This window comes from Streptomyces sp. NPDC034037 (assembly GCF_055575715.1).
In genome coordinates this window covers 562,023-587,566 of the sequence record NZ_JBVISC010000005.1, presented here as the reverse complement: position 1 = coordinate 587,566, position 25,544 = coordinate 562,023, and the positions used below count along the sequence as shown (strand labels likewise).

Here is a 25,544-nt window from a genome sequence, read left to right as displayed (position 1 = left end):
ACCCCTGGCGTACACCTGGGCCCGACCACCGGAACTGGGCCATCCCTGGCGCACACCTGGGCCTAACCACCGGGACCAGGCCACCCGTGGCGGGCGCCTGGGCCGGACCACCGGAACTGGGACCACCGCAGCGGCTGCCCGGGCCTGACAGGCGTACGCCTAAGCCTGAGCAACGGGACCAGGCCGGCCCTTGGCCACGCCTGATCCCGACCACCGGAACCAGGCCACCCCTGGCGGCCGCCTCCCCAGGGGGCGGGCGACCCGGACCGGAGCTATTCGTTCGGGTACTCGTCCACCACCGTGGCGCCCAGCTCGCGGACGATCAGGTCGTGGCCGGACAGGGCCGATTCGACGAGGTCGGGGTCGTCGTCCGCAGGGATGTCGTCCTCGGGGGACACGTGTTCCCGGGCGGGGTTGGGCCGGGGCGGCGGTGTGGGCTCCGGGGCGGGTGACGGCGCGGCCGGGGCGGACGGAGCGGCCGAGGACGGCGTGCGGTGTTGCGGCGGGGCCGCTGGGCGGGACGGGGCGGGAGCACCGCCACCGAAGTTGCCCGCCGCAGGCGGCGGCGCGGAGCCGCCCGATGGGTCGACGATCGCCTCGACCTTCCACTGCACGCCGAACTGCTCGGACAACGCCTGGCGCAGCACGTCCTCGCTGCCGCTGCTGGCGAAGTTGTCCCGGGCCCCGGCGTTGACGAAGCCGAGCTGGAGCGTCGTGCCGTCGAAGCCCGCCACCTGGGCGTTCTGGCTGAGCAGGATCCAGGTGAAGCGGCGGCGGTTCTTCACCGCCTCCAGGATGTTCGGCCACAGGGAACGCGGGTCTGGGCCGCCCGCAGGGGCCGCCTGGGCAGCCATGGGGGCGGGGGCGGGGGCCGGGGAGGGGGCCTGCTGGGCCGGGGGCGGTGCCGTGGCGGGCCCGCTCCCTCCGGTGGAGGCGGCGGTTGGCCAGCCACCCGGACGCGGGGCCGAGGGGGCCGCGGATCCGCCGGGAGCGGCGGGGGTGGCAGCCGCGGGGCCGCCGCCCGGGGCCGACGCTGTGGGCCAGCCGCCCGGTCGCCGCTCACCGGACGGGGCGGCGGGGGGCGCGGCCTGCGGTGCGGGAGCCGGCGCGGCGGGCGGCGGGGTCGGTGCCTGGGGCGCCGGTGTCGGGGCCGGGGAGGGGGGCGCCGGGGTCTGCGGGGCGGTCGCTTCCGGGGCCGGGCCGCCCTGCGGCGCCCCTGAACCTCGTACAGCCGCACGCGCGGCGGCCGGGCCGCCTCCCGGAGGCACCGGAGGCACCGGAGGGACGGGCGCGGGGCCGCCCGGGTGGGCGCCCGCGTGGGCCTCGGGCCCGGGGACGTACGCCATGGCGGGGCCGGGGCCCTGGCCGCCCGGGACGAAGTTCCCCCCGCGCTCCAGGCGGTCGAGCCGGGCCATGACGGAGCGCTCGTCGTCGTACGCGGCGGGGAGCAGCACGCGCGCGCAGATCAGCTCGAGCTGGAGGCGCGGCGAGGTGGCGCCGCGCATTTCGGTCAGGCCCTCGTTGACGATGTCGGCGGCGCGGCTCAGCTCGGCGCCGCCGAAGACGCCGGCCTGGGCCTGCATCCGCTCCACGACGTCGGAGGGGGCGTCGATGAGCCCCTTCTCGGCGGCGTCCGGCACGGCGGCGAGGATCACCAGGTCCCGCAGCCGCTCCAGGAGGTCGGCGACGAAGCGGCGCGGGTCGTTGCCGCCCTCGATGATGCGGTCCACGACCTCGAAGGCGGCCGCGCCGTCCCCGGAGGCGAAGGCCTCGACCACGGAGTCGAGCAGCGAGCCGTCGGTGTACCCGAGGAGCGAGGTGGCCATGGCGTACGTCACACCGTCGTCGCCCGCGCCGGCGAGGAGCTGGTCCATGACGGACATCGAGTCACGCACGGACCCGGCGCCGGCCCGCACGACGAGCGGGAACACGCCCTCCTCGACGGCCATGTCCTCCTGGCCGCAGACCTGGGCGAGGTACTCCCGGAGCGTGCCGGGCGGCACGAGCCGGAACGGATAGTGGTGCGTACGCGAGCGGATCGTGCCGATGACCTTCTCGGGCTCGGTCGTCGCGAAGATGAACTTCAGGTGCTCCGGGGGCTCCTCGACCACCTTCAGCAGGGCGTTGAACCCCGCGGAGGTGACCATGTGGGCCTCGTCGATGATGTAGATCTTGTACCGGCTCGACGCGGGGCCGAAGAAGGCCTTCTCGCGCAGGTCACGGGCGTCGTCCACGCCACCGTGGGACGCGGCGTCGATCTCGATGACGTCGATCGAACCCGGGCCGTTCCTCGCGAGGTCGCGGCAGGACTGGCACTCGCCGCAGGGCGTGGGAGTGGGACCTTGCTCACAGTTGAGGCAGCGGGCCAGGATGCGCGCGCTCGTCGTCTTGCCGCAGCCGCGCGGGCCACTGAACAGGTACGCGTGATTGACCCGGTTGTTCCGCAGCGCCTGCTGCAGCGGGTCGGTCACATGCTCCTGCCCGATGACCTCGGCGAACGACTCCGGGCGATAACGGCGGTACAACGCGAGAGACGACACGCATACGAGGTTATAGGCGCCCACTGACAACCCGGACCGCCCCAACGCAAAGCGCCCCCCACGCACCCGCCAGAGCCGACCTACCCTTGCTGCCTTCCGGCCCTGGGGGAGTTCAGTCAGATAGCGCCACGTGAGGGGCTGCCCCCCACAGTAGCGGATCCCCACCCCCGGAAGCGACGCGCCCCCGGACCGGACCACCCCAGAACGATCACGACGAGACCGATCCCGGGCCCGCCCCCGGACCGTGTTCGCGAGCACTCCCCAACGTCTTGTATTGTTTGCGGCGGAGGATTCGCCTAGTGGCCTAGGGCGCACGCTTGGAAAGCGTGTTGGGGGCAACCCCTCACGAGTTCGAATCTCGTATCCTCCGCACTCGCCCGTCAGGGCAGCCGAAGGACCCGACCGTTCAGCGATCGGGTCCTTCGTCGTTCCGTGGTTGCAGTTTTGGCCAGCCGCTGGGTCAGCGGCCGGGTCCCCCACCGTCGCCTCGTACGGGACGCCAGCGGTGAAGTACCCGTTCCACTCCATGATCACGGAGTCGGCATGTGAACGGGCGGTCAGCTGCCAAGCAACCGGCAGCCCGCCCAGCTCAAACGGTAGGCCGCGGGGTCCCACACGGCGCCACGCAGTTCGTTGGCCGAGGGTGCCAGTGGCACAGTGAGCGCATGCAGCCGCCTGCTTGGGCGGGGAACGTGGATACCCCGCTATCCGCGCCCGACGCCTTCGACGTCCCCGTGTTCCTCCGCCGTAGCTCACCGCTGGCCCCCGCGCCGCGGCCCACTCCTGTGATGGTGGCCTTGGCCAACCAACCATTGCCCCAGGGCGCTGGCATACCTGCGGACGGCGCGTATCTGGTCGGCACGACGTGGCGTGCGCTCCTGGATGCCACGATCGCGGTGGGACGGGACATCAGCTCCTGGATCACCGCTACGCCCCGTCTCGCCCGCCACGAGATCAAGGCACGCCGGTACCCCCTCTCCGCCTACCTGGTACGGGCCGGGCGCGAGGTCGTACCCAGCGTCGTCTACACCCACGGAACGGAGAGCTCGACCCGTACCGCCTTCGGCTACCACGTGGGCATGACGATGGCCCAGTGGGCCTGTCAGACGATGGGGCTCGGCCCCACCACACACGCTGAGAGCGCGATTCCACAAGGCGCGGCGCCCGGCTGGGACAAGACGCGCAGTCTGCCGGACCTGTTCGGCACGCACCCGGCCACGTCCGAGCTGTGGCTGATCGAGGCAAAGGGGAGCCGTCGGCTCGGCATGGGGCCCAGGACCAAGGGGGCGCAGCAGTTGGACGTCGGCGCTCTCATTCCCGTTGCACATCAGAAGGTGCTGTGCGGGACCAGCCTGGAGCGGCGCCTGTTCATGATGATCGACGTCGAGGGTGACCCACCGGCCGGGGACCCCAGCAACACCTCCGACGAGGAAACGCTGCAGCAGGACGACGAGGCCCTCCTGGAGCTCGCTCGGTCGCGCATGCTGACGTATCTGGCACTTTCGTCGTTGCCCCGGGGCGGGTTGCGCGTCACGGCAGTTGGCAGGCCCGAGGCGGAGGCAGCAGCAACGCGAAGGGCCCCGATCCGACTGTTGGAGAGCGACGAGCCCACAGCCGAGCTGCGTCGTCACGTCGCACCGGATTCCGGGGACGCCGACATCAGGCAACAGCACGGCCTGGACATGCTGACGGGACGGATTCCGGGCACGGATCTGATGCTGGGGATGTCCCGACGTCTGTACGGCGCGTGCCGCGAACTGGCCCACGCAGAGCGTCGCGTCATCGCGCGGGTCCGGGAAGAACGACCCATGTACATGGACGAGCTGCCCCGTGCGGTTCAGCGCCCGGAGAACGCGGTAGCGCGGCGGCTCGAAGGGCAGACGAGCGATCGCGCGCGCGAGGAAAGAGCCGCTGCTGCTCAGGAGTACGCGCGCAGAGTTCGAGTGGAACAGCGAGACGATCAGCTCCGCTCCGTACGGGAAGGTTTCACGAGGGGAGCCAGCGGCTCCTGGATGCACCTCATCGATCTGGCTCCACGTCTCGCGCTCCCCAGCGAGGAGGGTTTCCTGGAGGCAGCGACCTCGGACACCTACCTCGCGGTCGAGGAGGAGGCACTCGACCTGGATACCGACGTCGAGTAGCGATGGCCGGCCAGCGTTGCTGGGCCGACCTCCAGCAGTGGTCCGGCGCGGACTGGCCATCGACTCGAACGACTCTCTCAGCGCGAAGCTTGGATGCCCCGATCAGCCGCGTTTCCTTGGTTGCAGTTCTGGTTGCATTCACCGGCGTACAGCACCGTTCAAAAGCCCCGCTCGACTCGGCTGCACCGCAGGTCAGGACGCCCACGTACGCACCAGAACCCCCAGATGAAGACTTGGATTCAGCACCGCAACCGCAACCCGTGCGGCGTGGCCCGGATGCGAGGATGACCGGGTTGACAGGCGTGCTGCGCGGTTCGGGGTGGATCCGGTGGCCGGGGCGCTATACCGGGGCCGTCTGCTCTTGAAGCCGCGCCTCTCAAGGAGTCACCGCGCCAGGTGGATGCAGGGCATCGGTGTCGGCAGCACGGGTGGTGCGGCACCGGTTGGTGCTTTCGCGTACCCTCCGACGGCGCCTGGCCGATATCCCGTTTCGGGGTTCGGGTGGGTGGTCGAGCGGGTGAGGGAGAGGGTGGGCAGGGCATGGTGTGGGGGGCGCGGGTTGCGTGGTTGATGGGGCTTGGTCGTGCGGGCCTGGGGCGTGAGTGGCGGAGTGTGGTCGCCGTGCCGTGGCGGGAGCTTCGTCGGCGCGGGCCTCTGGGGGTTTCGCTGGCCCTTTTCGCCGTCGTCGCCGTGACCGGCCTGCACGCGTTCCAGCAGACGGCGGTGGGTGCCGACGTACTGCGGGTGGTCAGTGAGGTGCGGGCCGACCAGCCGCTCTGGCTGACCCTGCTGCGTACGCCCGTATCGCTGTTCGTGCCCGCCGTGGATCTGCCTGTGTGGGGCGGGCTGCCCCGGTTGTTCCTCGCCTTCGCGCTCGCCGAACTGCTCTTCGGGCGTGCCCGCACGCTCGTGGTGGCGTACGCCGTGACGCTCGCCGGGACGCTCGGGGCGCGGGTGATGATCGCGCTCGGTCCCGATCGTCTCGGCCTCCCCGGGAGTGCGGCGCACGCCGTGGACACCGGGGCCTCTGCCGCCATCGTCGGACTGTTCGCCTGGACGGCGGTGGTGCTGCGGGCCCCTGTTCTCTTCGTCGTCGCGGTCGTCCCCACGGTGATGGGTTCCTTCGCCGATCCCGGTCTCGCCGGCCGCGAGCATCTGGTCGCCGTCGCTGTCGCTGTGCTTCTCGGTGTCGTGCCGTACCGCGAGTGGGTCGTCCGGCGGGTAGTGGCGCCTTCCGTTGTCAGTGGTCGCTGAGAGCATCGGAGGAGTTGGTTGGGGGGCTGGTCACCGGTTGGATTTGGGGGTGGGGCGTGGCAGTTCTTGGCTGGCGGGATCCGTTGGCCTTCGCGGTGACCGGGGCGATTCGCGCGGGTGACGTGTCCGCGCTCCACGCATTGCTCGGCACGCATGTCGGCCTTGCCGCTTCTTCGATCCGGCAGGACGGTGACGCCGCCGGGACGCGCACTCTGCTGCACATCGCCACGGACTGGCCGGGGCATTTCCCTGCGGCGCCCGAGGTCATCGGGGTCCTGATCGCGGCAGGCGCCGACCCCGACGCCCGTTTCGTCGGAGGGCACTCCGAGACGCCTCTGCACTGGGCGGCCAGCAGTGACGACGTGGCGGCCTTGGACGCCCTTGTCGCCGCCGGGGCGGACATCGAGGCGAGGGGTGCGGTCATAGGGGGTGGCACGCCGTTGGCCGACGCGTGTGGGTTCGGGCAGTGGCGGGCCGCGCGGCGGCTGCTGGAGCACGGGGCGCGGACGACCTTGCGGGACGAGGCGACGCTGGGGCTTCTCGACCGGCTCCGGGCCCGTGTGGCGGCGGGTCCGCTGGACGCCGACGATCTCGACAGCGCCTTCTGGGGTGCCTGCCACGGGGGCCAACTGGCGTCAGCGACCTACCTGCTGGATCAGGGCGCCGCGCTCGACAGGGTCGGGTACGACGAGATGACCCCTCTCGACATCGCGGTCTCGGCGGGAGCGAGCGACCTCGTCGCGTGGCTGCGGGAGCGGGGCGCTAGGACGAGGGGTGAGTTGTGAGGTGTGAGGTGTGGGGTGTGGGGTGCTTCCATGCGTGGCGGCTACCGTCGGGGTGCCGCTCGGCTCGCTGCTCGCCGAGGGCCGGATTGGGGTCCGGCTGAGGTTCCCTTTCAGGGGGTCGCGTCGGCGTTACGGCGTTACTGGTGAGGACCGGGGCGGCTGCTGCTGAGGGCCGGGGCAGGGCTACTGGTGAGGGCCGCCCTGGGGTTATCGCTGCGGAGTGTGTCGGGGGCGCTCCCAAGGAGCGGGAGCCTGTCGCTGCGGCTCTGGTGACGCGTGAGCCCCACCCCCACGAGTACCACCGCCATCCCCGCCACAACCCGCGGGCCGATCTCCTCGCCGAGTACGAGCGCGCCCAGCGCGACCGAGACCACCGGCAGCAGATAGCCGACGGTCGCGGCCGCGGTGGGGCCCTCGGCCGCGATCAGGCGGGAGTTGAGGTGGAAGGTGACGCCTGTGCCGAGCGTGCCCAGGACGACGACCGCGGCGATCGCGGTGAACGTCGGGAAGGACGTGCCGGTGGGCGCGGCGGGCAGGGCGAGCGTCGTCAGCCCCGTCGCGGTGAGCAGTTGGGCGGCGGAGAGAGCGAGCGGGGCGGCGTCACGGGTGATGAGGTGGCGGGCCATGTAGGCGAAGGCGACGGCGTAACTGGCCGCCGCGGCGAGCAGGGCGAGCGCGCCCCAACTGGCCAGCCCCGTCTGTTGCCAGGGCGCGAAGATCAGCAGCGTGCCCGCGAAGCCGAGCAGCAGACCGGCGAGGCGGAGCGGGCCGAGCCCGCGTTCGGTGCGCAGCATCAGACCGAGGGCGAGGGACCACAGCGGGGTGGTGGCGTTCAGGACGCCGGCCACGCCCGAGTCGACGGTCTGCTCGCCGAGGCTGAAGAGGAAGAACGGCAGTGCGTTGCAGAAGAAGGCGGCCACGAGGAGATGGCCCCACACTCGGCGGTCGCGCGGCATCCGCTGCCCGGCCGCGCGGGCCAGGACGAGCAGCACGGCGGCGCCGAGCGCGCACCGGATGATCGTGATGTGCAGCGGCGTGAGGCCGCCGCCGAGGGCGATCTTGATCCAGAGGAATCCGGAACCCCAGAGCAGGGCGAGCAGCCCCATGCGGACGGGGGTGGCACGGGTGCCGCTGAGCATCGGGGGCCTCCTGTAGGGGCGAGTGTCCTGCGGGCGGGCACGCCGACGGGCGTGGCCCGGGGCGGCGGGATGTGCGGTTGGGGGGGGGATGGGGGAATGTGCGGGTGTGCCAGAGGGGCCACAGTGCGGGCCAGGTGGTCCGCCCACCCCCTCCGCGTACGCGCCCACGCCCCCCGCGCACGTACGCCCGTTCGCCCCGGCTCCCCTACGGGCTCCGGGCCGCATATGTACGCCGGTTGGCCAGGCCTCCGTACGTACGCCGGACCGCGTACGTGCAACTCCCGTACGCACCCCCGTCGGAGACCCCCGTCGGAGGCCCCATCGAAGGCCTCGTTGGAGCCCCCCGTACCTGCCCCCCTACCGTCCCTCTCCCCCACCCATAAGACAAGCGAAAAGATCTGGACCCAGAGTTAAGCCCTGCTGCACGCAGGCCGCAGGTCCTGCCGCACACTGGAGCCATGCTCGACATGCGGCGCATGCAGATTTTGCGGGCGGTGGTCGCCAGTGGGTCGGTCACCGCCGCGGCCCGGAACCTGGGGTACACACCCTCGGCGGTCAGCCAGCAGATGGCGGCCCTGGAGAAGGAGGCCGGCATCGCGCTCCTGGAGCGGACCGGTCGCGGGGTGCGGCCCACCGACGCGGGTCGCCTGGTCGCCGAGTACGCGACGGTCATCGGACGGCACGCCGCCGAGGCCGAGACCGCGCTGGCCGAGTTGCGGGCGGGTCGGACGGGCCGTGTCTCGATGCGGTACTTCGCCACGGCCGGAGCGCCCCTCGTCGCTCCCGCGCTCGCCGCGCTGCGCCGCGACCAGCCCGGCGTACAAGTCGAGTTGAAGCTCTTCGAGCCGGGCGACCCGGCTCTGGAGGTGAAGGAGCGGCGGGCCGACCTGGCGCTGGTGGTCGGCCCGCGCGAGCAGGCGCCGGTGGACGGGGTCCGGTTCGTGCATCTGCTGGACGACCGTTATCGCGCGGTGCTCCCCCGCGGCCACCGGCTCGCCGATCGGCCGGTACTCGATCTCGCCGACCTCGCCGAGGACCCCTGGATCGCGGGTGAGACGCCGGGCCCTTGCCTGGACCCGGTGCTCGACGCCTGCGCGGCGGCCGGCTTCACCCCCGACTTCACGGTGGAGAGCGGTGACTACGCCACCGCGCAGGGGCTCGTCGCCGCCGGGCTCGGCGTCAGCCTGGTGCCGGAACTGGGCCTGGCCGCCGGACACCGTCCCGACGTGGTCGTACGAGAACTCAGGCGCCCCGAGCCGGTCAGGTCGATCCACGCCGCCGTGCGGGCCGGGGCACCTGTTCAGCCGGCGCTGAAGGGCTTGCTGGCGGCGCTCCGGGCGACGGCCTCGGAAGGAGCGGTGGCCCCGGAAGAGGTGGCGGCACCGGAAGGGGCGATGGGGGTGCCCGGCACGGCCCCCGAAGCGGACGCCCCGCCCTCGGAAGGCGCCGCGTAACAACGCAGGGCGACCCGCTGCCCCGGCTCCCACTCCTGTTCGACGACGGCCAGCAGCTCCCAGCCCAGCCGTTCGTACAGCGCGGCCGCCGACGCGTCGGAGGAGACCACGTCCAGGACCGGGTGCAGGCCGCGCGCCCGCGCCTCCCGCGCGGCCCGCCCCATCAGCAGCGCGCCGATGCCGTGGCCGCGCGCGTCCGGCGCGACGAAGAGGCGGCCGACCACCGCCGTCGCCCCGACGTCCACGCCGGCGCGCTCGCTCCACAGGGCGGGCGCCGCGTCGCCCTCGCCGCTCCGCGACAGGCCCACGTGCCCGACGACCCGCCCGTCCAGCTCGGCCACCCAGGCCCCGAGGGCGGCGGTGCCGGCCAGCCAACCAGCGGGCCCGTCGGGCCAGTTGACGGGGTAGCCGTCCCTCTTGTGCACCTGCGCGAGCACCTCCACGCACGCCGCCAGATCGGGCGCGCCGGCGCGCTCGCGCACCCGCAGGACAGGATGGCCTTCGGCCGCGTCGGCGGCACGGACTCGTCTCATCGGAGCATGGAAGCACAGCCGAGGGGTCGGAGCCGCCTTCTCCACCCACCCGACCCCGAGACCGACTTCCCCGGCCCCCGAGACCGGCCCCGGGACCACCCCCGAGACCGGCTTCGCCCGGCGGTCGTTCAGGCCAGGGCGACCAACCCCCGGTACTCGGGGCTCCACAGGTCCTCCGCCCCGTCGGGGAGCAGCAGGACGCGGTCCGGCCGTAGCGCGTCGATCGCGTCCTCGTCGTGCGTGACCATGACGATCGCCCCGGGGTACGTGCCCACGGCGGCGAGGACCTCGTCCCGGGAGGCCGGGTCGAGGTTGTTCGTGGGCTCGTCGAGCAGCAGGACGTTCGCACCGGAGTGGACGAGTCCGGCCAGCGCCAGCCGCGTTTTCTCGCCCCCGGAGAGCACGGCGGCGGGCTTGTCCGCGTCGTCCCCGCCGAACAGGAACGACCCCAGTACGCGGCGCACCTCACCGTCCGTCAGCTGCGGAGCCGCGGCCGCGAGGTTCTCCCGTACGGTCTTCGCGTCCTCCAGGGTGTCGTGCTCCTGCGCGAAGTAGCCGAGGCGCAGGCCCGGGCCCGCCACGACCCGGCCCTCGTCGGGGTGTTCGCGGCCGGCGAGCAGCCGCAGCAGCGTGGTCTTCCCGGCGCCGTTGAGCCCGAGGACGACCAAGCGGCTGCCCCGGTCGACGGCCAGGTCGACCCCCGTGAGCACCCGGTGGGTGCCGTACGCCTTGGTGAGGCTGATCGCGCCGAGCGGCATGCGGCCGCACGGCGCGGGTTCGGGCAGCCTGATCCGTGCGACCTTCTCGCCGCGCCGCGCCCGCTCCGTCCCGGCGAGCATGCGCTCGGCGCGCCGTTCCATGTTCTTCGCGGCGGTGGCGGTGGCGACGTGGGAGCGCATCTTGTCGGCCTGGGCGCGCAGCGAGGCCGCCTTCCGCTCGGCGTTCGCGCGTTCGCGGGCGCGGCGCCGGTCGTCGGCCGCGCGCTGGGCGAGGTAGGTGTGCCAGCCGGTGTTGTGCACGTCGAGGGCGGCGCGCGCCGGGTCGAGGTGGAAGACGCGGTTGACGGTGTCGGCGAGCAGCCCGGTGTCATGGCTGATGAGCACGAGGCCGCCGGGATACGACGACAGGTAGCCGCGCAGCCAGCCGACCGAGTCGGCGTCGAGGTGGTTGGTCGGCTCGTCGAGGAGCAGCGTGTCGTGCCGCGAGAACAGGATCCTGGCCAGCTCCACGCGGCGCCGCTGGCCGCCCGACAGTTCGCCGACGGGCCGGTGCAGCGCCCGTTCGGGCAGCCCGAGCCCGGCGGCGACACGGGCGGCCTCCGCCTCGGCGGCGTAACCGCCGCGCGCATGGAAACGGTCGTCGGCGCGGGCGTACGCGGCCATGGCCCGTTCTTGGGCGGCGGGGCTCGTGGCGACGGCCATGGCGGCCTCGGCGGTACGCAGCGCGGCGACGGCCTCGTCCAGGCCGCGGGCGGACAGGACGCGGGCGATGACGGTGGCCGCGGGGTCGGCGGCACGCGGGTCCTGGGCGAGGTGGCCGACGGAGCCGGTACGGGTGACGGTGCCGGCGGTGGGCACCGCGGCGCCCGCGAGGATCTTCAGCAGGGTGGTCTTGCCGGCGCCGTTGCGGCCGACCAGGCCGATGCGGTCACCGGGGGCGATGTGGAAGTCGACGCCGGACAGCAGAAGCCGGGCGCCGACGCGTACGTCGATGCCTCGTACGGTGATCATGGGGTAACGCTCCGCAATAGCGAATGGACACACGGGTGGCGTGGAAGCGTGTGTCCTGGCTAGGAGATGCGGGGCGTAGACATACCCCCGAGGCTACCGACCCCGCCGCCACCCCCGCACACCCTTTTCCGGCGCCCTCGCCCCGCCCCATATGTCCGCGAGGCCCACACCATTCCCCGGCGCCCCTCACCCCCGCGAGGCCCGCACGCCGCACTCCGGCGCCCCCGCCCGTCCCCGCGAGGCCCACACACCCCCTCCCGGCGCCCTCGCCCCCACCCCCATCTCCGCGAGGCCCGCCCGCCCCCGCGAGGCCCACCCGCCGGCCCCGGCGCCGCACCCGTAGCCCGTCCGAGCGATTCTCGGCGCCCGATGTGGACGTCGATGGTCGGCTCTCACCCGCCTGGGTCCCCGCTCCCGGCCCGCCCGTTTCCGGTATGCCCGCATATACGGCGGCATTTCCCAGGGGCGCACTCCGTCGGCATGGCTGCGCCCGGAGAGTCTTGACCGGTAGGCTTTCCGTGTGATCTTCAAGCGCATCGGAAACGGCCGGCCGTACCCCGACCACGGCCGGGAAAGCACCCGGCAGTGGGCGGATGTCGCGCCGCGCCCGGTCCGCCTCGATCAGCTCGTGACGACCAAGGGCCAGCTCGACCTGGAGACGCTCCTCGCCGAGGACTCCACGTTCTACGGCGACCTCTTCGCGCACGTCGTGAAGTGGCAGGGCGACCTCTACCTGGAAGACGGCCTGCACCGCGCCGTCCGCGCCGCGCTCCAGCAGCGCCAGGTGCTCCACGCGCGCGTCCTCGAACTGGGCTGACCCCCGGGGCACGGGCCCTTTCGGCCCCTCGTTGGCCCTTTCGGGTTGGACTGCCCCCCGGTCAATGATCATTTAGTAGGCATCGCCGCCACGCCGCACTACGCTGCGCCCATGAGCATGCTCACTCCCCCCGGCATGGGCGGCAAATACCGCATCACGGGGGACAAATATCCGCGAATGCGCCGCACCGGCGGCCGCCGCAGGATCGTGCTCGCGGTCATCGCGTCCGCCGCGGCCCTGGGCCTGATCGGCTGGGGCACGCTGCAGCTCATCCACGTCTTCTCCGGCGGCGGCGATACGTCGTCGGCGGTGGCCGGCCGGGCCGCCTCGGACTGCGACCGCGAGCCGGGCGGCCCCCACCGGCCCGCCCGGGGCACGGACCCCGGCGCCGCGCGCGAGGCGGGCCGCGAGGGCAGGCCGGCGCCGCTGCCGAAGCCGGGCCAGATCACCGTCAACGTCTTCAACGCCACGCCCCGCGGCGGCCTCGCCAAGGGCACCGCGGACGAGCTGAAGAAGCGCGGCTTCGCCATCGGCGAGGTCGGCAACGCGACGAAGGAGTTCGACAAGAAGGTCAAGGGCACCGGGATACTGCTCGGCGCCAAGACGGCCGCCACCGCCGCGCTGCCCGTGCTCGGCACCCAGCTCGCGGGCGCCGAGCTGAGGACCGACGGCCGCGACGGCGACGAGGTCGACCTGATCATCGGGGAGAAGTTCAAGGACCTGGTCAAAAAGGAGGACGCCGACAAGGCCCTGGCGACACTCACCAGGCCCGAGCCGACGCCCCAGCCGTCCAACGGCGAAAAGAACTGCTGACCGCGGCCACCCCGCGGTCAGAAACGCTGACCGCGGCTGCCCCGCAGTCAAGAACTGCCGACCGCGGCTACTCCGCCGTCCCGTACATCCGGTCGCCCGCGTCACCGAGGCCGGGGACGATGTACCCCTGCTCGTTGAGCCGCTCGTCGACGGAGGCCGTCACGACCGTCACCGGCGTGCCGGCCAGCTCGCGCTCCATGACCTCGACGCCCTCGGGGGCGGCGAGCAGCACCACGGCGGTCACGTCGTCGGCGCCGCGCCGGATCAGCTCCTGGATCGCCGCGACCAGCGTGCCGCCCGTGGCGAGCATCGGGTCCAGGACGTAGACCTGGCGGCCCGAGAGGTCCTCCGGCATGCGCGTCGCGTACGTGGAGGCCTCCAGGGTCTCCTCGTTGCGGATCATGCCCAGGAAGCCGACCTCGGCGGTCGGGAGCAGCCGCACCATGCCGTCGAGCATGCCGAGACCCGCGCGCAGGATCGGCACGACCAGCGGCCGCGGGTGCGACAGCTTGACGCCCGTCGTCCGCGTCACGGGGGTCTGGATGTCGACCTGCTCGGTGCGCACGTCCCGGGTGGCCTCGTACGCGAGCAGGGTGACCAGCTCGTCGGCGAGGCGCCGGAAGGTCGGTGAGTCGGTGCGCTTGTCGCGCAGCGTGGTGAGTTTGTGCGCCACCAGCGGGTGGTCGACGACGTGGATCCGCATGGCATCAACAGTAACCGGGCCCCGACCCCGCTCCGTGCTGGCATCAACACCGCCGACCGGGGGAAGGTGGGGACGTACGAACTGAGGTGGTGGCCCATGGCGGATCGCAAACGGGAAGACGAGACCGACGCCGAGCGACGCCGACGACGCGCACAGTTCCTGCGGGAACGCGCCGAGGCCATCGAGCTCCGCGACCGGGTGAAGCCGCGCCGCGCCCGGGCGGCACGGATGCGTCAGCAGATGCGCATGCGCACGTTCCGCTGGTGACCGCCCCGGCGCGCGGCGGGCCCGGCGGGGGGCCGTGAGGAACGCGACGCGGACACAGCGGCCCGAAGACCTCTCCAGACGGCGCGGTTTCTGCCACGATTCCGAATGGGCGGGGCTCGGCACAGCACTCCCCGCCCCCCGACCTCGCCGGGGGGACCCCAAACCGCCAACCGGCACTGCCTATCACCAGTGGGAGAGTCACGGTGTACTTCGCCGCACTGCTCGCGCGCACCGAAGACGGGTGGGAAGCGAGCGACACGGACCTCGACGACGTGGAGACCCTGGCGGATCTGGCCGACCTGGCCCGTGAAGCCACCGCCGACCACGCCGACGACACAGTCCTCGTCTTCATCGAACAGGACGACGCGTGGTTCGGCGTCGTCCGTGTGGACGGCGAGGAGGACCCTCGTATCTTCGTCTCGGACGCGGCCGCGGCCGCCAAGAGCGCGTACGGGGAGATCCTCCTCACCGACGAAATGCTCGGCCGCGATCCGGGAGCCGACGACACCGTCGCCGACCTGGACGCGCTCGACCTCGACGGTACGGAGGACGGAGAACCGCAGGAGATGGCCGACGAGGAGGAGGACGTGCCGGTCGTGACCGGCGAGGCGGTGCCCGCGGGGCCGCTCGGCGACGCGCAGCTGCTCACCGACCTCGGCGTGCCCCAGAAGGACCTGCTCGGTCTGGAGGCCGGCGACGCCCTCAACGAGATCGCCGACATCCTCGGCGCGGCGGAGGTGCTGGAGACCGTCCGTTAGGTTCCCCGTGTGGACCACCTCACCGAACAGGGCCCCGACCACGGCCCTGAATCCCACGACCCCGTACGCGACCGCTGGCGGGCGCCCATGCGGCTCGCCCTGGCCGAGGCCGAGCTGGCCGGCCGGGGCGGTGACGTGCCCGTCGGCGCCGTCGTGCTGTCCCCGGACGGCACGACGGTGCTCGCGGCCGGGCACAACGAACGGGAGCTGACCGGCGATCCCACCGCGCACGCGGAGGTGCTCGCCCTCCGCAGGGCGGCCGCCGGGCTCGGTCAGTGGCGGCTGACCGGTTGCACGCTCGTCGTGACGCTGGAGCCGTGCACGATGTGCGCGGGCGCCCTCGTGCAGTCACGCGTCGACCGGGTCGTCTACGGGGCGCGCGACGAGAAGGCCGGCGCAGCGGGCTCCCTCTGGGACGTCGTCCGCGACCGCAGGCTCAACCACCGCCCCGAGGTCATCGAGGGCGTCCTCGCCGACGAGTGCGCCACCCGGCTGACGGACTTCTTCCGGAAACGGTGATACAGGGGGCCCGGCCAATCGATTTCAGAACACGGGCCACCTTGGGCTAGAGTTCCTCTCGGTAGCGTGTCCGAGCGGCCGAAGGAGCTCGCCTCGAAAGCGAGTGTGGCGCAAGTCACCGAGGGTTCAAATCCCTCCGCTACCGCTCTCAGAACGCCCCCTGACCGTGCCGGTCAGGGGGCGTTCTTGCTTCTGTCGCGACCGGTGCGCGGTGGGGCGGCCGGCCCGTCCTTTCGTGGACCGGTCAGCCGAGAGCCGAGGAGTCGGCCGGCTCCAGGGTGCGCAGGAAACCGGTGAGCAGAGCACGCAAGGTGTGGCTCTCCCGGGTGGCGGTGAGCGCACGCGCGTGCAAGGTGCCCGCGCGTTCCACGAAGTGCGCCAACTCCTCCTGGGGCGGCCTGGCCACCTCGGTGTTCCCGATGGCCCGCACACTCAGCTCGCGGCCCGCGGTGCCCTGTGCGAGCCGGGCCAGCTCACTGCTTCTGGAGCGGATCTCGTGCAGCAGCCACCACGTGTCGGCCGCCTGCTCCGGTTGCAGCACGAGCACGCCACGGCTCACCGCCACGGAGCCCGGGCCGACCGCGGCGTGCACCTGCCCGTCCTTGGGGACCAGGAGCACCGAGCCGGCCGCTTCGGACGACTGCTCCTCGGCATCGAGGCCCACGTGGGGCAGGGAGTTGTGCAGTACGTCCGCGGCGGCGACCCACGTCTCCTCCTCGCGGGGCACGGGCGACCGTGCCGCCGTGGACGTCCAGGACTTGCGGACGATGTCGCCGAAAGTCCTGACCGGCCAGCTCGTCCTGTCCCGGGTGAGGACATCGAAGTGCGCGTCCGCCAACTCGACCGACGTCCGGGCGATCCGGTCGTTGACATCGATACGGCTCTCGACAGCGGTGATCACACGCAGGGCCCGATCGCGTTCGGCCACGGACGGCAGCGCGACGGGGAGCTGGCGCAGCCACTTCAGCCCGAGGGTGCGCTGCACGCTGCCCGCGGCCCGTGCCTCGCACCATGCGCGGGCGGCCGGCACGGCGAGCCAGGCCCGCAGCCAGCGAGCGAGGTCGAGGTCGTCGCAGCGCACCAGGGCGACCGAGCGGGCGACCTGCCAACCCTCCTGCGCCGGCCCGGTGATGGCGGCCTCGCCGATCCTTCCCACGAGCACGACGAGCAGATCACCGGCGCGCAGCCGTGTCCTCGGATGGGCATCGGCCACCGCGTGCCCCACGCGGACCGCTTCCGACGCCTGGACGCGACCGTCGACGATGTCTCCCGCCCGGAGCATCGGGACGCCCTGGTCATCGAAGGGACCGGGGCGGTTGATGCCGTACCCGACCACTTCGACGCCGGGCAGGTCGTCGAGCGCCATCCACTGCGGACATGCGGTCATCGCATCCCCAACACGTCGCGGAGTTCCTGCTCGATGCGCGCGGCTTCCGCGAAGTGCCCGGAGAGTTCTCCGGTCAGTTCACGCACCCTTCGCTCGGGGTCGCCGGGGTCGGCCTCCGTCGCCGGCGGCGTCACATGGCGCGTCGGCTGGAGGTCGTGGTCCGCTGCCTCGATCTCCTCCCGCGTGAGAACTCGGCACCACCCCGGCTCGTCCTCCGTGCCCGCCCGCGACCAGGCGCTGAACGAGCCGGCGATCCGCGACACGTCCGCGTCGGTCAGGTGGCGGCGGCCGCGGCTCACCTGGACGCCCGAGGACTGCGCGTCGATGAAGAGGACGCGGCTCTGCGCGTGCGGGCGCTTGGCCGTGTCGAAGAGCCAGAGGCACGCGGGAATGCGCGTATGCGGGAAGAGCCCCGGAGGCAACTGAACGACCGCGGACAAGACATCGTCCTGCACCAGGTGAGCACGAATGCGCCGCTCGGCCCCCCCGCGGAACGCGGCCCCGTTCGCCAGCAGGATGGCGGCGCGGCCGCCGGGCCTCAGCGATCCGAGCACATGCTGGACCCAGGCGAAGTCGGCATTGCTCTTGGGCGGCGGGCCATAGCGCCAATGCGTGAACCCGTGGTGCTGGTCCTCCCACCGCGCCAGCCGCATGCCGAACGGCGGGTTGGCGAGCACGATGCCGTACTTCTCCTCGGACTCCGACCCCCGCAGGAGACTGTTGTCGGAGCCGAGATCAGCGAGCATGTCCCCCTCCAGCCCGTGGAGAACCAGGTTCATCGCCGCGATCGACCGCGTACGGCTGTTGACGTCCCGGCCGGCCAGCCGGAGCCCGGACCCGGCCTGATCCGCGGACCGCCCCTCGTGGGCCCGCACGTAATGCGCGGCCTCGACGAGCATTCCGGCCGAACCGCACGCCGGGTCGTAGACCTCGTCCCCCGGCTCCGGCGTCATGAGCCGGACCATCGTCCGTACGACATCGCGCGGCGTGTAGTACTCGCCGCCCACCCGGTCCTCCGAGAGCCACGCGAGGCACTGCTCGTACAGCTCCCCCGGCGCGCTCGCCCGACCCGCCCGGTCCAGGACGAGGAGCAGTTCCCGCAGGGCCCGGTCCAGGCCCCGCCGATCGCCGGAGTGCGGCCGCGCCCAGGTCCCCTCCTCGTCGAGGTCCAGGTGCAGTTCCCCGTAGCGTCCGCTCCAGGCGTGCAGGGCCTGCCGGACAGCCTGGTCGAGGCCGTCCGGCTCGGGGGCGCGGCCGACCAGTTCGGCCCAGGTCGGACGCCCCTGGGCGTCCTCCGGCGGCACGTCCGAGACCCGGCGCAGGAAGATCATGTTCAGGATGAACTGCTGCATGGCCTCTAGGGACATGACGCCGCGGAGGGCGTCCATGGCCCGCCACAGCCAATCGGCCTGCGCCTTGGTCTCTTTCACCGCACCCACCTTGCCGGTCAACGCCGGAAGGCGATGACGATCACGACGGCGATCGCGGCGACCCCCGCGAACGCGCTTCCCCCCTGCTGCACCGAGCCGAGCACATCTTTGTGGCGCGCGTACTCGATGATGCCCGCCGCCAGAGCGACGTTCATTGTCATTGACGCCGCAAGCCACCACGGCCACGACCTGCTCACTTCGCCCACCCCTCCAGTCCTTCGATTGCGTCTCCTCGCCACCGTAGCAGTAGCAGCATGCGTTTTGGGTTTTTGCAGCAGACAGTGCGGGAGTCGCTGCCTTTGGGTGGGGACATAAGGGCCGTGAACATACGAAAAACCCCGGCGCCGTCAGGGCGTCGGGGTTTTGGCGGGGCGGGAGAAGTGGCGTGGGGGAAGCGGTGTCGGGGGAAGCGGCGTCGGGGGGACAAGCCGCTTCCCCCGGTGCGGACCGGCTCTCAAGTCGACGCCGCCGTCGGGGGGAAGCAGGCGGCGCGGACCCCGCAGTGGAGCCGGTCCCTCGCCCGTGGATTCCTGCCAGACCCCTCGGGCTCACCGTCCATCCTGCGCCTCGCGTCCCCCGGAGCGGACAGGCAAAGGGCCTCCGCCGCCGGGCCGTTGGTCCCTAAAAGTCCGGTGAGGGCGGTCGGGGCAGAGGCGCGGGCGGGAAAGACCCGGTGCGCGTGGACCGGGTTAGACTCACCGCCGTCACAGGGGTCACACGGGGCGCGGCAAGGGGAGGCCAGATCGTGGCAGTGCAGTGGAAGAGGGTCGGCCTCTTCGTGGTGGTCGTCTTCGCGCTCTACGTGATCATCACCGACCCCGCCAAGGCCGCCGACTACGTCCAGATAGGGTTCGAAGGCATTTCGAGCGCCGCTCGGAGCATCGGCGACTTCATGACGTGGGTCGCCAACGGAGGCAAGGACTGAGCGGCCGCCGAGCCCTCGTCCCCACCCTCCCCAAGGAGTGCCCGTGATCCGCCATCTGGTCCTCTTCAAGCTCAACGACGGTGTACGGCGCGACGAGCCGCGCGTGATCGAGGGCGTCGAGGCCTTCCGCGCGCTCGGCGGGCAGATCCCGGAGCTGACGTTCTGGGAGTGCGACTGGAACATCACCGACCGCCCCATCGCGTACGACTTCGCGATCAACTCGGCGGTCGAGGACACCGACGCCCTCAAGCGGTACCTCGAACACCCGGCCCACCAGGCCGGTGTCGCCCTGTGGCGGGAGTTCGCCACTTGGGTGATCGCCGACTACGAGTTCTGAGCCGGCCCGAAGGCCCCGGGCCCCACCGCCCGCCGGACGACCGCTTCCCGAACGGCCCCGCACCACGACGGTGCGGGGCCGTTCGGCGTCCCCGGGCCCAACGTGCCCTCAACACGTAGCGATCAGGTGCTTGCACACAGTGCACATGTCTTGTGATGCTATGACCGCTTTTGACGGATGAGTTGACCGAGGTCGATCGACACTAGGGCCGAGGTCGATCGAGCTTGACCGGGCTTGATTGGGCTTGACTGAGAAGGGGTGGCGTTGACCGTGCCGGCCAGTACTGCGCCTGAGGCTCCACCCGCGAATCCGACCCCGCCCACCACACCCCCCTCCCCCGGCACCCTCACCCCCGGCACCCCCACCCCTGGCGCCCCCTCCCTCACGACGCCGCCCGCCACGACCGCGCCCCCCGCGACCGCCCCGAGCACCGGCAGCACCCGCGGCGCCGACACCCGGGCCCTCACCCAGGTCCTCTTCGGCCAGCTCAAGGAGCTGGAGCCGGGCAGCCCCGAGCACGGCCGGGTGCGCGGCGCGCTCATCGAGGCCAATCTGCCGCTCGTGCGGTACGCGGCCGCCCGCTTCCGCAGCCGCAACGAGCCGATGGAGGACGTCGTCCAGGTCGGGACCATCGGGCTCATCAACGCCATCGACCGGTTCGACCCGGACCGCGGGGTGCAGTTCCCGACCTTCGCGATGCCGACCGTCGTCGGCGAGATCAAGCGGTACTTCCGCGACAACGTCCGCACGGTCCACGTACCGCGGCGGCTGCACGAGCTGTGGGTGCAGGTGACCGGGGCGACCGAGGACCTCACCACCGCCTTCGGGCGCTCCCCGACCACCGCCGAGATCGCCGAGCGGCTGCGCATCACCGAGGAGGAAGTGCTCGCCTGCATCGAGGCGGGACGCTCCTACCACGCGACCTCGCTCGAGGCCGCCCAGGAGGGCGACGGGCTGCCCGGCCTGCTCGACCGGCTCGGCTACGAGGACCCCGCGCTCGACGGCGTCGAGCACCGCGATCTCGTGCGCCACCTCCTGGTCCAACTGCCCGAGCGCGAACAGCGGATCCTGCTGCTCCGCTACTACAGCAACCTGACGCAGTCACAGATCAGCGCCGAACTGGGCGTATCCCAGATGCATGTGTCGCGATTGCTCGCCAGAAGCTTCGCCCGGCTCCGATCCGCAAATCGGATCGAGGCGTAACCGGATCGAGTGGAGTGCCGTCCCGGCTCTTGCCGACGCCACCGCCCGCACAAAAGCCTCAGACCCCCTCTTTCCTGCACGGATGTCACCCTTGTTTGTCGACAAGTAACTACAGCGCGTTGCCGACATGTGACATTCTGCTGGAACCGCGTTTGCCGTAGCCCCACCTCCGGTATTCAGGTGGAGGCTGCGTTCCTCCGACGGGAGCGCCCGCCGCGACCGTCCGCGACCTCAAGGGGGTGGCATGTCCGCAGACCAGGGCAGCTCGAAGGTGCTCACGCTCACGCTCGTCAAGAGCCCGAGCGAATCCGCGCCCGACGCGCTTCCGAGCACACCCGAAGCTCTCCAGAGCTCCACGGCCCCGGAAGCCATCGACACCAGGACCCTGTCCCGCTCCCTGTTCCTGCGGCTCGCCGCACTCGACCAGGACAGCCCCGAGCGTGTCTACGTGCGCGACACGCTCATCGAGCTCAACCTCCCCCTCGTGCGCTACGCGGCTGCCCGCTTCCGCAGCCGCAACGAACCGATGGAGGACATCGTCCAGGTCGGGACCATCGGCCTGATCAAGGCGATCGACCGCTTCGACTGCGAACGGGGCGTGGAATTCCCGACGTTCGCGATGCCGACGGTCGTCGGTGAGATCAAGCGCTTCTTCCGCGACACCAGTTGGTCGGTGCGCGTCCCGCGCCGCCTCCAGGAGCTGCGCCTCGCGCTGACGAAGACCAGCGACGAGCTGGCCCAGCGCCTGGACCGCTCGCCCACCGTGCCCGAACTCGCCGCCGCGCTCGGGGTGTCCGAGGAGGACGTGGTCGACGGCCTCGCGGTGGGCAACGCCTACACCGCCTCCTCGCTGGACTCCCCGGCCCCCGAGGACGACGGCGGCGAGGGCTCCCTCGCGGACCGGCTCGGGTACGAGGACACGGCCCTGGAGGGCGTCGAGTACCGCGAGTCCCTCAAGCCGCTCCTGGCCAAGCTGCCGCCGCGCGAGCGCCGCATCATCATGCTGCGCTTCTTCGCCAACATGACGCAGTCACAGATCGGCGAGGAGGTCGGCATCTCCCAGATGCACGTCTCGCGGCTGCTCACGCGCACGCTGGCGCAGCTGCGGGACGGGCTCATCTCGGACTGACGTACGCGTTGCGCTTCGCGGGGAGGGTGGCACGGAGGGGAGGCCACCTCGGCCTCGACGGTTTTACGCCCCTCACCGTTCCGGCCCGGCCGGGTTCGGTGAGGAGACCTCCGGACCGCCGGGACCCGTTCGCCGTGCGCGGGCGCGTGGTGGCTGGGCGCGCAGTTCCCCGCGCCCCTGACGGGGCGCTACTTCGCGGCGTCCCTGACTACTTGAGCGCGAGCCACGCCACGGCCGCCACGATCACGACCGCGAGGACCACGCCGAGGATCAGGCCGACCCGTGGGCCGGAGGAGGAAGGCGCCGCCTGCCGGCGACCGCCGCCGCCCTGCGGTGCCTCGTCGACGAAGGCGCGGAACATCTGCGTGCTGCCGGCGGGGTCGGGGTTGCCCTGGGGACCCTGGGGGTTGTGTGCCATGGAGCAGGACACTAGCGAATCCCTCGCCCCCCGCCCAACCCCCGCCCACCCCCTGCCTGCCCAGGGACTTTACGCGCGGCGCCCCGGAGCTTTGCCGACTCTTTAGGGCGTAGGTCCGATTTTAGTTTGCCTGCAGCAACCAACTGCTTCTATGGTTGCCCTAAGCAACAAAAACGGAGGTGCCGTGGCCGCGCAGCGTCAGTACGAGGAGCTGGCCCGACAGCTCAGCGCCATCGGCGCCGTTAAACGCGGTCTCGGACGGGCTCTGCCCCCGGACTGCCCGGCCGGCTCCGCCGCCGTACTCGTCCTGCTGGAGCGCCACGGCGCGATGCGGATGAGCAGGCTGGCCGAGCTGCTCGCCGTCGACATGTCGGTGACCAGCCGGCACGTCGCCCATGTGGTGGAGAAGGAGTGGATCGTCCGCGATCCCGATCCCGCCGACAAGCGCTCCCGCATCCTGCGCCTGACGCCCGAGGGCAAGGCCAAGGTCGAGGAGCTGTCCGACCTCTCCATCCGGACGCTCACCCACTACTTGCACGACTGGACCGACGAAGAGGTCGTCCGGCTCAGCACACTGCTCGCGCGCCTGCGCGACAGCTTCGGGGACTGCCGCGCCGCGGCGGCCCGACCCGAGACCACCCGTACACCCGCGTAAGAAGAGGAAGTCCATGGCAACAACCACACCAGCCGGTGTGCGGGGCAGCCATGCCAAGCACGGAGCGCACCACGGTCACCCCGGCGAGAACGCTCCGATGACGCACCGGCAGATCATGGAAGCGCTGTCGGGTCTGCTGCTCGGCATGTTCGTGGCGATCCTGTCGTCGACGATCGTCTCCAACGCCCTGCCCGAAATCATCGGCGACCTCGGCGGCGGCCAGTCCGCCTACACCTGGGTCGTCACCGCCTCGCTGCTCGCGATGACGGCGACCACCCCGCTGTGGGGCAAGCTCTCGGACCTCTTCAGCAAGAAGGCCCTGGTCCAGATAGCCCTGATCATCTACGTCGGCGGTTCGGTCGTCGCCGGTCTCTCGCAGAGCGCCGGGATGCTGATCGCCTGCCGCGTCGTGCAGGGCGTCGGCGTGGGCGGCCTGTCCGCCCTCGCCCAGATCGTCATGGCCGCGATGATCTCCCCGCGTGAGCGCGGGCGTTACTCCGGCTACCTCGGCGCCACCTTCGCCGTCGCCACCGTCGGCGGACCGCTGCTCGGCGGTGTCATCACCGACACCTCGTGGCTCGGCTGGCGCTGGTGCTTCTACGTCGGCGTGCCCTTCGCGATCATCGCGCTGATCGTCCTGCAGAAGACCCTGAAGCTCCCCGTCGTCAAGCGCGACGTGAAGGTCGACTGGGCCGGCGCCTTCTTCATCAGCGCCGCCGTCTGCCTGCTGCTCGTCTGGGTCACCTTCGCCGGTGACAAGTACGACTGGATGTCCTGGCAGACCGGCGCCATGGTCGGCGGCTCGATCGTCCTCGGCCTGCTCTTCGTACTCGTCGAGTCGAAGGCCAGCGAGCCGATCATCCCGCTGCGGCTCTTCCGCAACCGCACCATCACGCTCGCTTCGCTCGCCTCGCTCTTCGTGGGTGTCGCGATGTTCGCGGGCACGGTCTTCTTCAGCCAGTACTTCCAGCTGGCGCGGGGCGAGTCCCCGACGATGTCCGGTGTCATGACGATCCCGATGATCGGCGGCCTGTTCGTCTCCTCGACCGTCTCGGGCCAGGTCATCACCAAGACCGGCAAGTGGAAGGCGTGGCTGGTCAGCGGTGGCGTGCTGGTGACGGCGGGCCTCGGTCTGCTGGGCACCATCCGCTACGACACCGAGTACTGGCACATCGCGATCTTCATGGCCCTGATGGGTCTCGGCATCGGCATGATGATGCAGAACCTGGTCCTGTGCACGCAGAACCAGGTCGCCCCCGAGGACCTGGGCGCCGCCAGCTCCACCGTCACCTTCTTCCGCTCCCTGGGCGGTGCGATGGGTGTCTCGGCGCTCGGCGCCATCATGGCCACGCGCATCACCGACTACGTCAAGGACGGCATCACCGACCTCGGCCCGAAGGCCGCCGCGCAGTTCGGCCACGGCGGCACCGGTGGCGGCGGCATCCCCGACCTGGACAAGATCCCCGAGCCGTTCCGCACGGTGATGGAGAGCGCGTACGGGCACGGCATCGCCGACGTCTTCCTGATCGCCGCGCCGATGGCGCTGATCGCCTTCCTGATCACGCTGTTCATCAAGGAGGTCCCGCTGCGGACCTCGGGCGGTCTCGCGCAGGCCGCCGGTGAGACGGCCGACGCCACCGCTCCGGCCACCGCCGCCGCCCCGGCCGTCGCCGGCGCCCCCGCCGCCGACGAGGCCGTCCTCGCCTCCGTCGCCTCGCGCACCGAGACCGGCCCCGAGGGCACCCAGCGCCTCGCCGCGTCGGCGTCCGCCGCCGAGGCCGCCTCCGGTGGTCTGCCGCCGGTCACCGACGGCATCCCGGTCCACGGCCACGTCCGCGGTGCCGAGGGCGCGCCCGTCCCGCAGGCCGCCGTCACGCTGATCTCCCTCGCGGGACGCCAGCTGGGCCGCGCGGTCGCCCAGGGGGACGGGGCCTACGCCCTGGACGCCCCCGGCGCCGGTTCGTACGTGCTCATCGCCTCCGCCGACGGCTTCCAGCCGCAGGCCTCCACCGTCGTGGTGGGCGAGGACGCCCTGGCGTACGACATCCTGCTCAGCGGCACCAGCGGGCTGAGCGGTCTGGTGCGGGACGCCGACAGCAAGCTGCCCGTCGGCGGCGCGATGGTCATCGTGACCGACGTGCGCGGCGACGTCCTGGCCACCGGGCTCTCCGGTGAGCAGGGCGAGTTCACCTTCGCCGAGCTGGTCCCCGGCACCGTGACCATCGCGGTCAACGCGGCCGGCCACCGGCCCGTCGCGCTGCCGGTCGAGGTCGGCGGCGCCGGGGTCACCCGGGTCGAGGTCGAGCTGAACTCCGGCGCGCAGGTGCTCGGCACCGTCCGCGCGGGCGGCTCGGCCCTGAACGACGCCCGCGTCACGCTGGTGGACGCCGCCGGCAACGTCGTCGCCACCGCGACCACCGGGACCGACGGGGCGTACGCCTTCACCGACCTGGACAGCGGCGAGTACACGGTCATCGCGACCGGCTACCCGCCGGTGGCCACCGGTCTGACGGTGACCGGCAACGGCGTCGACGGCCACGACATCGAACTCGCCCACCCCGGCGAGTGACGACCCCGGCCGGTGGCCGCGCACCCTGACGGGGCGCG

The 25,544-nt window shown here is 71.9% G+C and carries 23 protein-coding genes, 2 tRNA genes, 1 other RNA gene and 1 pseudogene; 17 read left to right on the top strand and 10 right to left on the bottom strand.

The features are described 5' to 3' along the window. Window positions 1-272: 272 nt before the first annotated feature. Together ACZ516_RS20935 and ffs are read right to left on the bottom strand one after the other, a co-directional pair. Window positions 273-2,540: a DNA polymerase III subunit gamma and tau gene (locus ACZ516_RS20935; RefSeq protein ID WP_469011327.1), complete on the bottom strand. Its 2,268-nt coding sequence runs from the start codon at window positions 2,538-2,540 to the stop codon at window positions 273-275. Window positions 2,541-2,584: 44 nt separating this feature from the next. Beyond that, window positions 2,585-2,683, bottom strand: an RNA gene (gene ffs, locus ACZ516_RS20930) — signal recognition particle sRNA small type. Between the two features lie 142 nt (window positions 2,684-2,825). Between ffs and ACZ516_RS20925 the strand changes: the two genes are divergently transcribed. From ACZ516_RS20925 to ACZ516_RS20910, 4 genes are all read left to right on the top strand, one after another. Continuing rightward, window positions 2,826-2,910, top strand: a tRNA-Ser gene (locus ACZ516_RS20925). A gap of 295 nt (window positions 2,911-3,205) precedes the next feature. Then, window positions 3,206-4,681, top strand: a complete 1,476-nt coding sequence (locus ACZ516_RS20920) for a hypothetical protein (protein ID WP_469011326.1) — start codon at window positions 3,206-3,208, stop codon at window positions 4,679-4,681. A gap of 690 nt (window positions 4,682-5,371) precedes the next feature. Beyond that, the gene (locus ACZ516_RS20915; RefSeq protein WP_469011325.1) at window positions 5,372-5,935 is read left to right on the top strand and encodes a hypothetical protein; all 564 of its coding nucleotides are present in this window, start codon (window positions 5,372-5,374) and stop codon (window positions 5,933-5,935) included. A gap of 56 nt (window positions 5,936-5,991) precedes the next feature. Next, window positions 5,992-6,720: an ankyrin repeat domain-containing protein gene (locus ACZ516_RS20910; RefSeq protein WP_469011324.1), complete on the top strand. Its 729-nt coding sequence runs from the start codon at window positions 5,992-5,994 to the stop codon at window positions 6,718-6,720. Between the two features lie 137 nt (window positions 6,721-6,857). On the opposite strand, the gene ACZ516_RS20905 is transcribed toward ACZ516_RS20910, so the two are convergent. Continuing rightward, window positions 6,858-7,859, bottom strand: coding sequence for a DMT family transporter (locus ACZ516_RS20905; RefSeq protein ID WP_469011323.1), 1,002 nt, complete (start codon window positions 7,857-7,859; stop codon window positions 6,858-6,860). A gap of 458 nt (window positions 7,860-8,317) precedes the next feature. Between ACZ516_RS20905 and ACZ516_RS20900 the strand changes: the two genes are divergently transcribed. Next, the gene (locus ACZ516_RS20900; RefSeq protein ID WP_469011322.1) at window positions 8,318-9,313 is read left to right on the top strand and encodes a LysR family transcriptional regulator; all 996 of its coding nucleotides are present in this window, start codon (window positions 8,318-8,320) and stop codon (window positions 9,311-9,313) included. Here ACZ516_RS20900 and ACZ516_RS20895 read toward each other — a convergent pair. After that, a pseudogene (locus tag ACZ516_RS20895) lies at window positions 9,298-9,756 on the bottom strand (GNAT family N-acetyltransferase); the annotation flags it as partial. The gene ACZ516_RS20900 and the pseudogene ACZ516_RS20895 sit on opposite strands and share 16 nt — an antisense overlap. A gap of 218 nt (window positions 9,757-9,974) precedes the next feature. Continuing rightward, window positions 9,975-11,576 carry an ABC-F family ATP-binding cassette domain-containing protein gene (locus tag ACZ516_RS20890; RefSeq protein WP_469011321.1) on the bottom strand — a complete coding sequence of 534 codons (1,602 nt, stop codon included), beginning with the start codon at window positions 11,574-11,576 and terminating at the stop codon, window positions 9,975-9,977. Window positions 11,577-12,096: 520 nt separating this feature from the next. Between ACZ516_RS20890 and ACZ516_RS20885 the strand changes: the two genes are divergently transcribed. After that, window positions 12,097-12,393: a type II toxin-antitoxin system VapB family antitoxin gene (locus tag ACZ516_RS20885; RefSeq protein ID WP_003955420.1), complete on the top strand. Its 297-nt coding sequence runs from the start codon at window positions 12,097-12,099 to the stop codon at window positions 12,391-12,393. Between the two features lie 111 nt (window positions 12,394-12,504). Further along, a complete protein-coding gene (locus tag ACZ516_RS20880; protein WP_358913551.1) occupies window positions 12,505-13,206 on the top strand; it encodes a LytR C-terminal domain-containing protein in 702 nt (233 codons plus the stop codon). 67 nt (window positions 13,207-13,273) lie between these two features. Here ACZ516_RS20880 and upp read toward each other — a convergent pair whose 3' ends face one another. After that, window positions 13,274-13,909 carry a uracil phosphoribosyltransferase gene (gene upp / locus ACZ516_RS20875; protein WP_358582442.1) on the bottom strand — a complete coding sequence of 212 codons (636 nt, stop codon included), beginning with the start codon at window positions 13,907-13,909 and terminating at the stop codon, window positions 13,274-13,276. A gap of 96 nt (window positions 13,910-14,005) precedes the next feature. Here upp and ACZ516_RS20870 point away from each other — a divergent pair, with 96 nt between their 5' ends. The 4 genes from ACZ516_RS20870 to ACZ516_RS20855 all read left to right on the top strand — a co-directional run bounded on the left by ACZ516_RS20870 (window position 14,006) and on the right by ACZ516_RS20855 (window position 15,598). Then, complete coding sequence (locus ACZ516_RS20870) at window positions 14,006-14,176, top strand: hypothetical protein (protein WP_358582439.1); 171 nt, start codon at window positions 14,006-14,008, stop codon at window positions 14,174-14,176. Window positions 14,177-14,379: 203 nt separating this feature from the next. After that, entirely contained in the window at window positions 14,380-14,934 is a 555-nt protein-coding gene (locus ACZ516_RS20865; RefSeq protein ID WP_469011320.1) for a tRNA adenosine deaminase-associated protein, read from the top strand. Window positions 14,935-15,021: 87 nt separating this feature from the next. Continuing rightward, window positions 15,022-15,453: a tRNA adenosine(34) deaminase TadA gene (gene tadA / locus ACZ516_RS20860; RefSeq protein ID WP_361081513.1), complete on the top strand. Its 432-nt coding sequence runs from the start codon at window positions 15,022-15,024 to the stop codon at window positions 15,451-15,453. A 60-nt stretch (window positions 15,454-15,513) separates the two neighbouring features. Further along, a tRNA-Ser gene (locus ACZ516_RS20855) sits at window positions 15,514-15,598 on the top strand. 99 nt (window positions 15,599-15,697) lie between these two features. On the opposite strand, the gene ACZ516_RS20850 is transcribed toward ACZ516_RS20855, so the two are convergent. From ACZ516_RS20850 to ACZ516_RS20840, 3 genes are read right to left on the bottom strand one after another with little or no spacing between them, the layout of a single operon-like run. Continuing rightward, on the bottom strand, window positions 15,698-16,840 hold the full coding sequence (locus ACZ516_RS20850) for a restriction endonuclease subunit S (protein ID WP_469011319.1): 1,143 nt from the start codon (window positions 16,838-16,840) through the stop codon (window positions 15,698-15,700). Then, window positions 16,837-18,270: an N-6 DNA methylase gene (locus ACZ516_RS20845; protein ID WP_469011318.1), complete on the bottom strand. Its 1,434-nt coding sequence runs from the start codon at window positions 18,268-18,270 to the stop codon at window positions 16,837-16,839. The genes ACZ516_RS20850 and ACZ516_RS20845 overlap by 4 nt, the downstream gene beginning before the upstream one ends. 17 nt (window positions 18,271-18,287) lie before the next feature. Then, window positions 18,288-18,425, bottom strand: a complete 138-nt coding sequence (locus ACZ516_RS20840; RefSeq protein WP_358582429.1) for a hypothetical protein — start codon at window positions 18,423-18,425, stop codon at window positions 18,288-18,290. Between the two features lie 590 nt (window positions 18,426-19,015). Here ACZ516_RS20840 and ACZ516_RS20835 point away from each other — a divergent pair. The 4 genes from ACZ516_RS20835 to ACZ516_RS20820 all read left to right on the top strand — a co-directional run bounded on the left by ACZ516_RS20835 (window position 19,016) and on the right by ACZ516_RS20820 (window position 21,864). Next, on the top strand, window positions 19,016-19,195 hold the full coding sequence (locus ACZ516_RS20835) for a hypothetical protein (protein WP_358582426.1): 180 nt from the start codon (window positions 19,016-19,018) through the stop codon (window positions 19,193-19,195). 43 nt (window positions 19,196-19,238) lie between these two features. Further along, complete coding sequence (locus tag ACZ516_RS20830; protein ID WP_358582420.1) at window positions 19,239-19,532, top strand: Dabb family protein; 294 nt, start codon at window positions 19,239-19,241, stop codon at window positions 19,530-19,532. 270 nt (window positions 19,533-19,802) lie between these two features. Further along, the gene (locus ACZ516_RS20825; protein ID WP_467465318.1) at window positions 19,803-20,735 is read left to right on the top strand and encodes an RNA polymerase sigma factor SigF; all 933 of its coding nucleotides are present in this window, start codon (window positions 19,803-19,805) and stop codon (window positions 20,733-20,735) included. A 244-nt stretch (window positions 20,736-20,979) separates the two neighbouring features. Then, a complete protein-coding gene (locus tag ACZ516_RS20820; protein WP_358582415.1) occupies window positions 20,980-21,864 on the top strand; it encodes an RNA polymerase sigma factor SigF in 885 nt (294 codons plus the stop codon). A gap of 208 nt (window positions 21,865-22,072) precedes the next feature. On the opposite strand, the gene ACZ516_RS20815 is transcribed toward ACZ516_RS20820, so the two are convergent. Then, on the bottom strand, window positions 22,073-22,282 hold the full coding sequence (locus ACZ516_RS20815) for a hypothetical protein (protein WP_358582413.1): 210 nt from the start codon (window positions 22,280-22,282) through the stop codon (window positions 22,073-22,075). Between the two features lie 184 nt (window positions 22,283-22,466). On the opposite strand from ACZ516_RS20815, the gene ACZ516_RS20810 reads away from it, so the two are divergent. Together ACZ516_RS20810 and ACZ516_RS20805 are read left to right on the top strand one after the other, a co-directional pair. Next, a complete protein-coding gene (locus ACZ516_RS20810) occupies window positions 22,467-22,937 on the top strand; it encodes a MarR family winged helix-turn-helix transcriptional regulator (protein ID WP_358582411.1) in 471 nt (156 codons plus the stop codon). A gap of 97 nt (window positions 22,938-23,034) precedes the next feature. Beyond that, entirely contained in the window at window positions 23,035-25,506 is a 2,472-nt protein-coding gene (locus tag ACZ516_RS20805) for an MFS transporter (protein ID WP_467465325.1), read from the top strand. The last annotated feature ends 38 nt before the right edge of the window (window positions 25,507-25,544 follow it).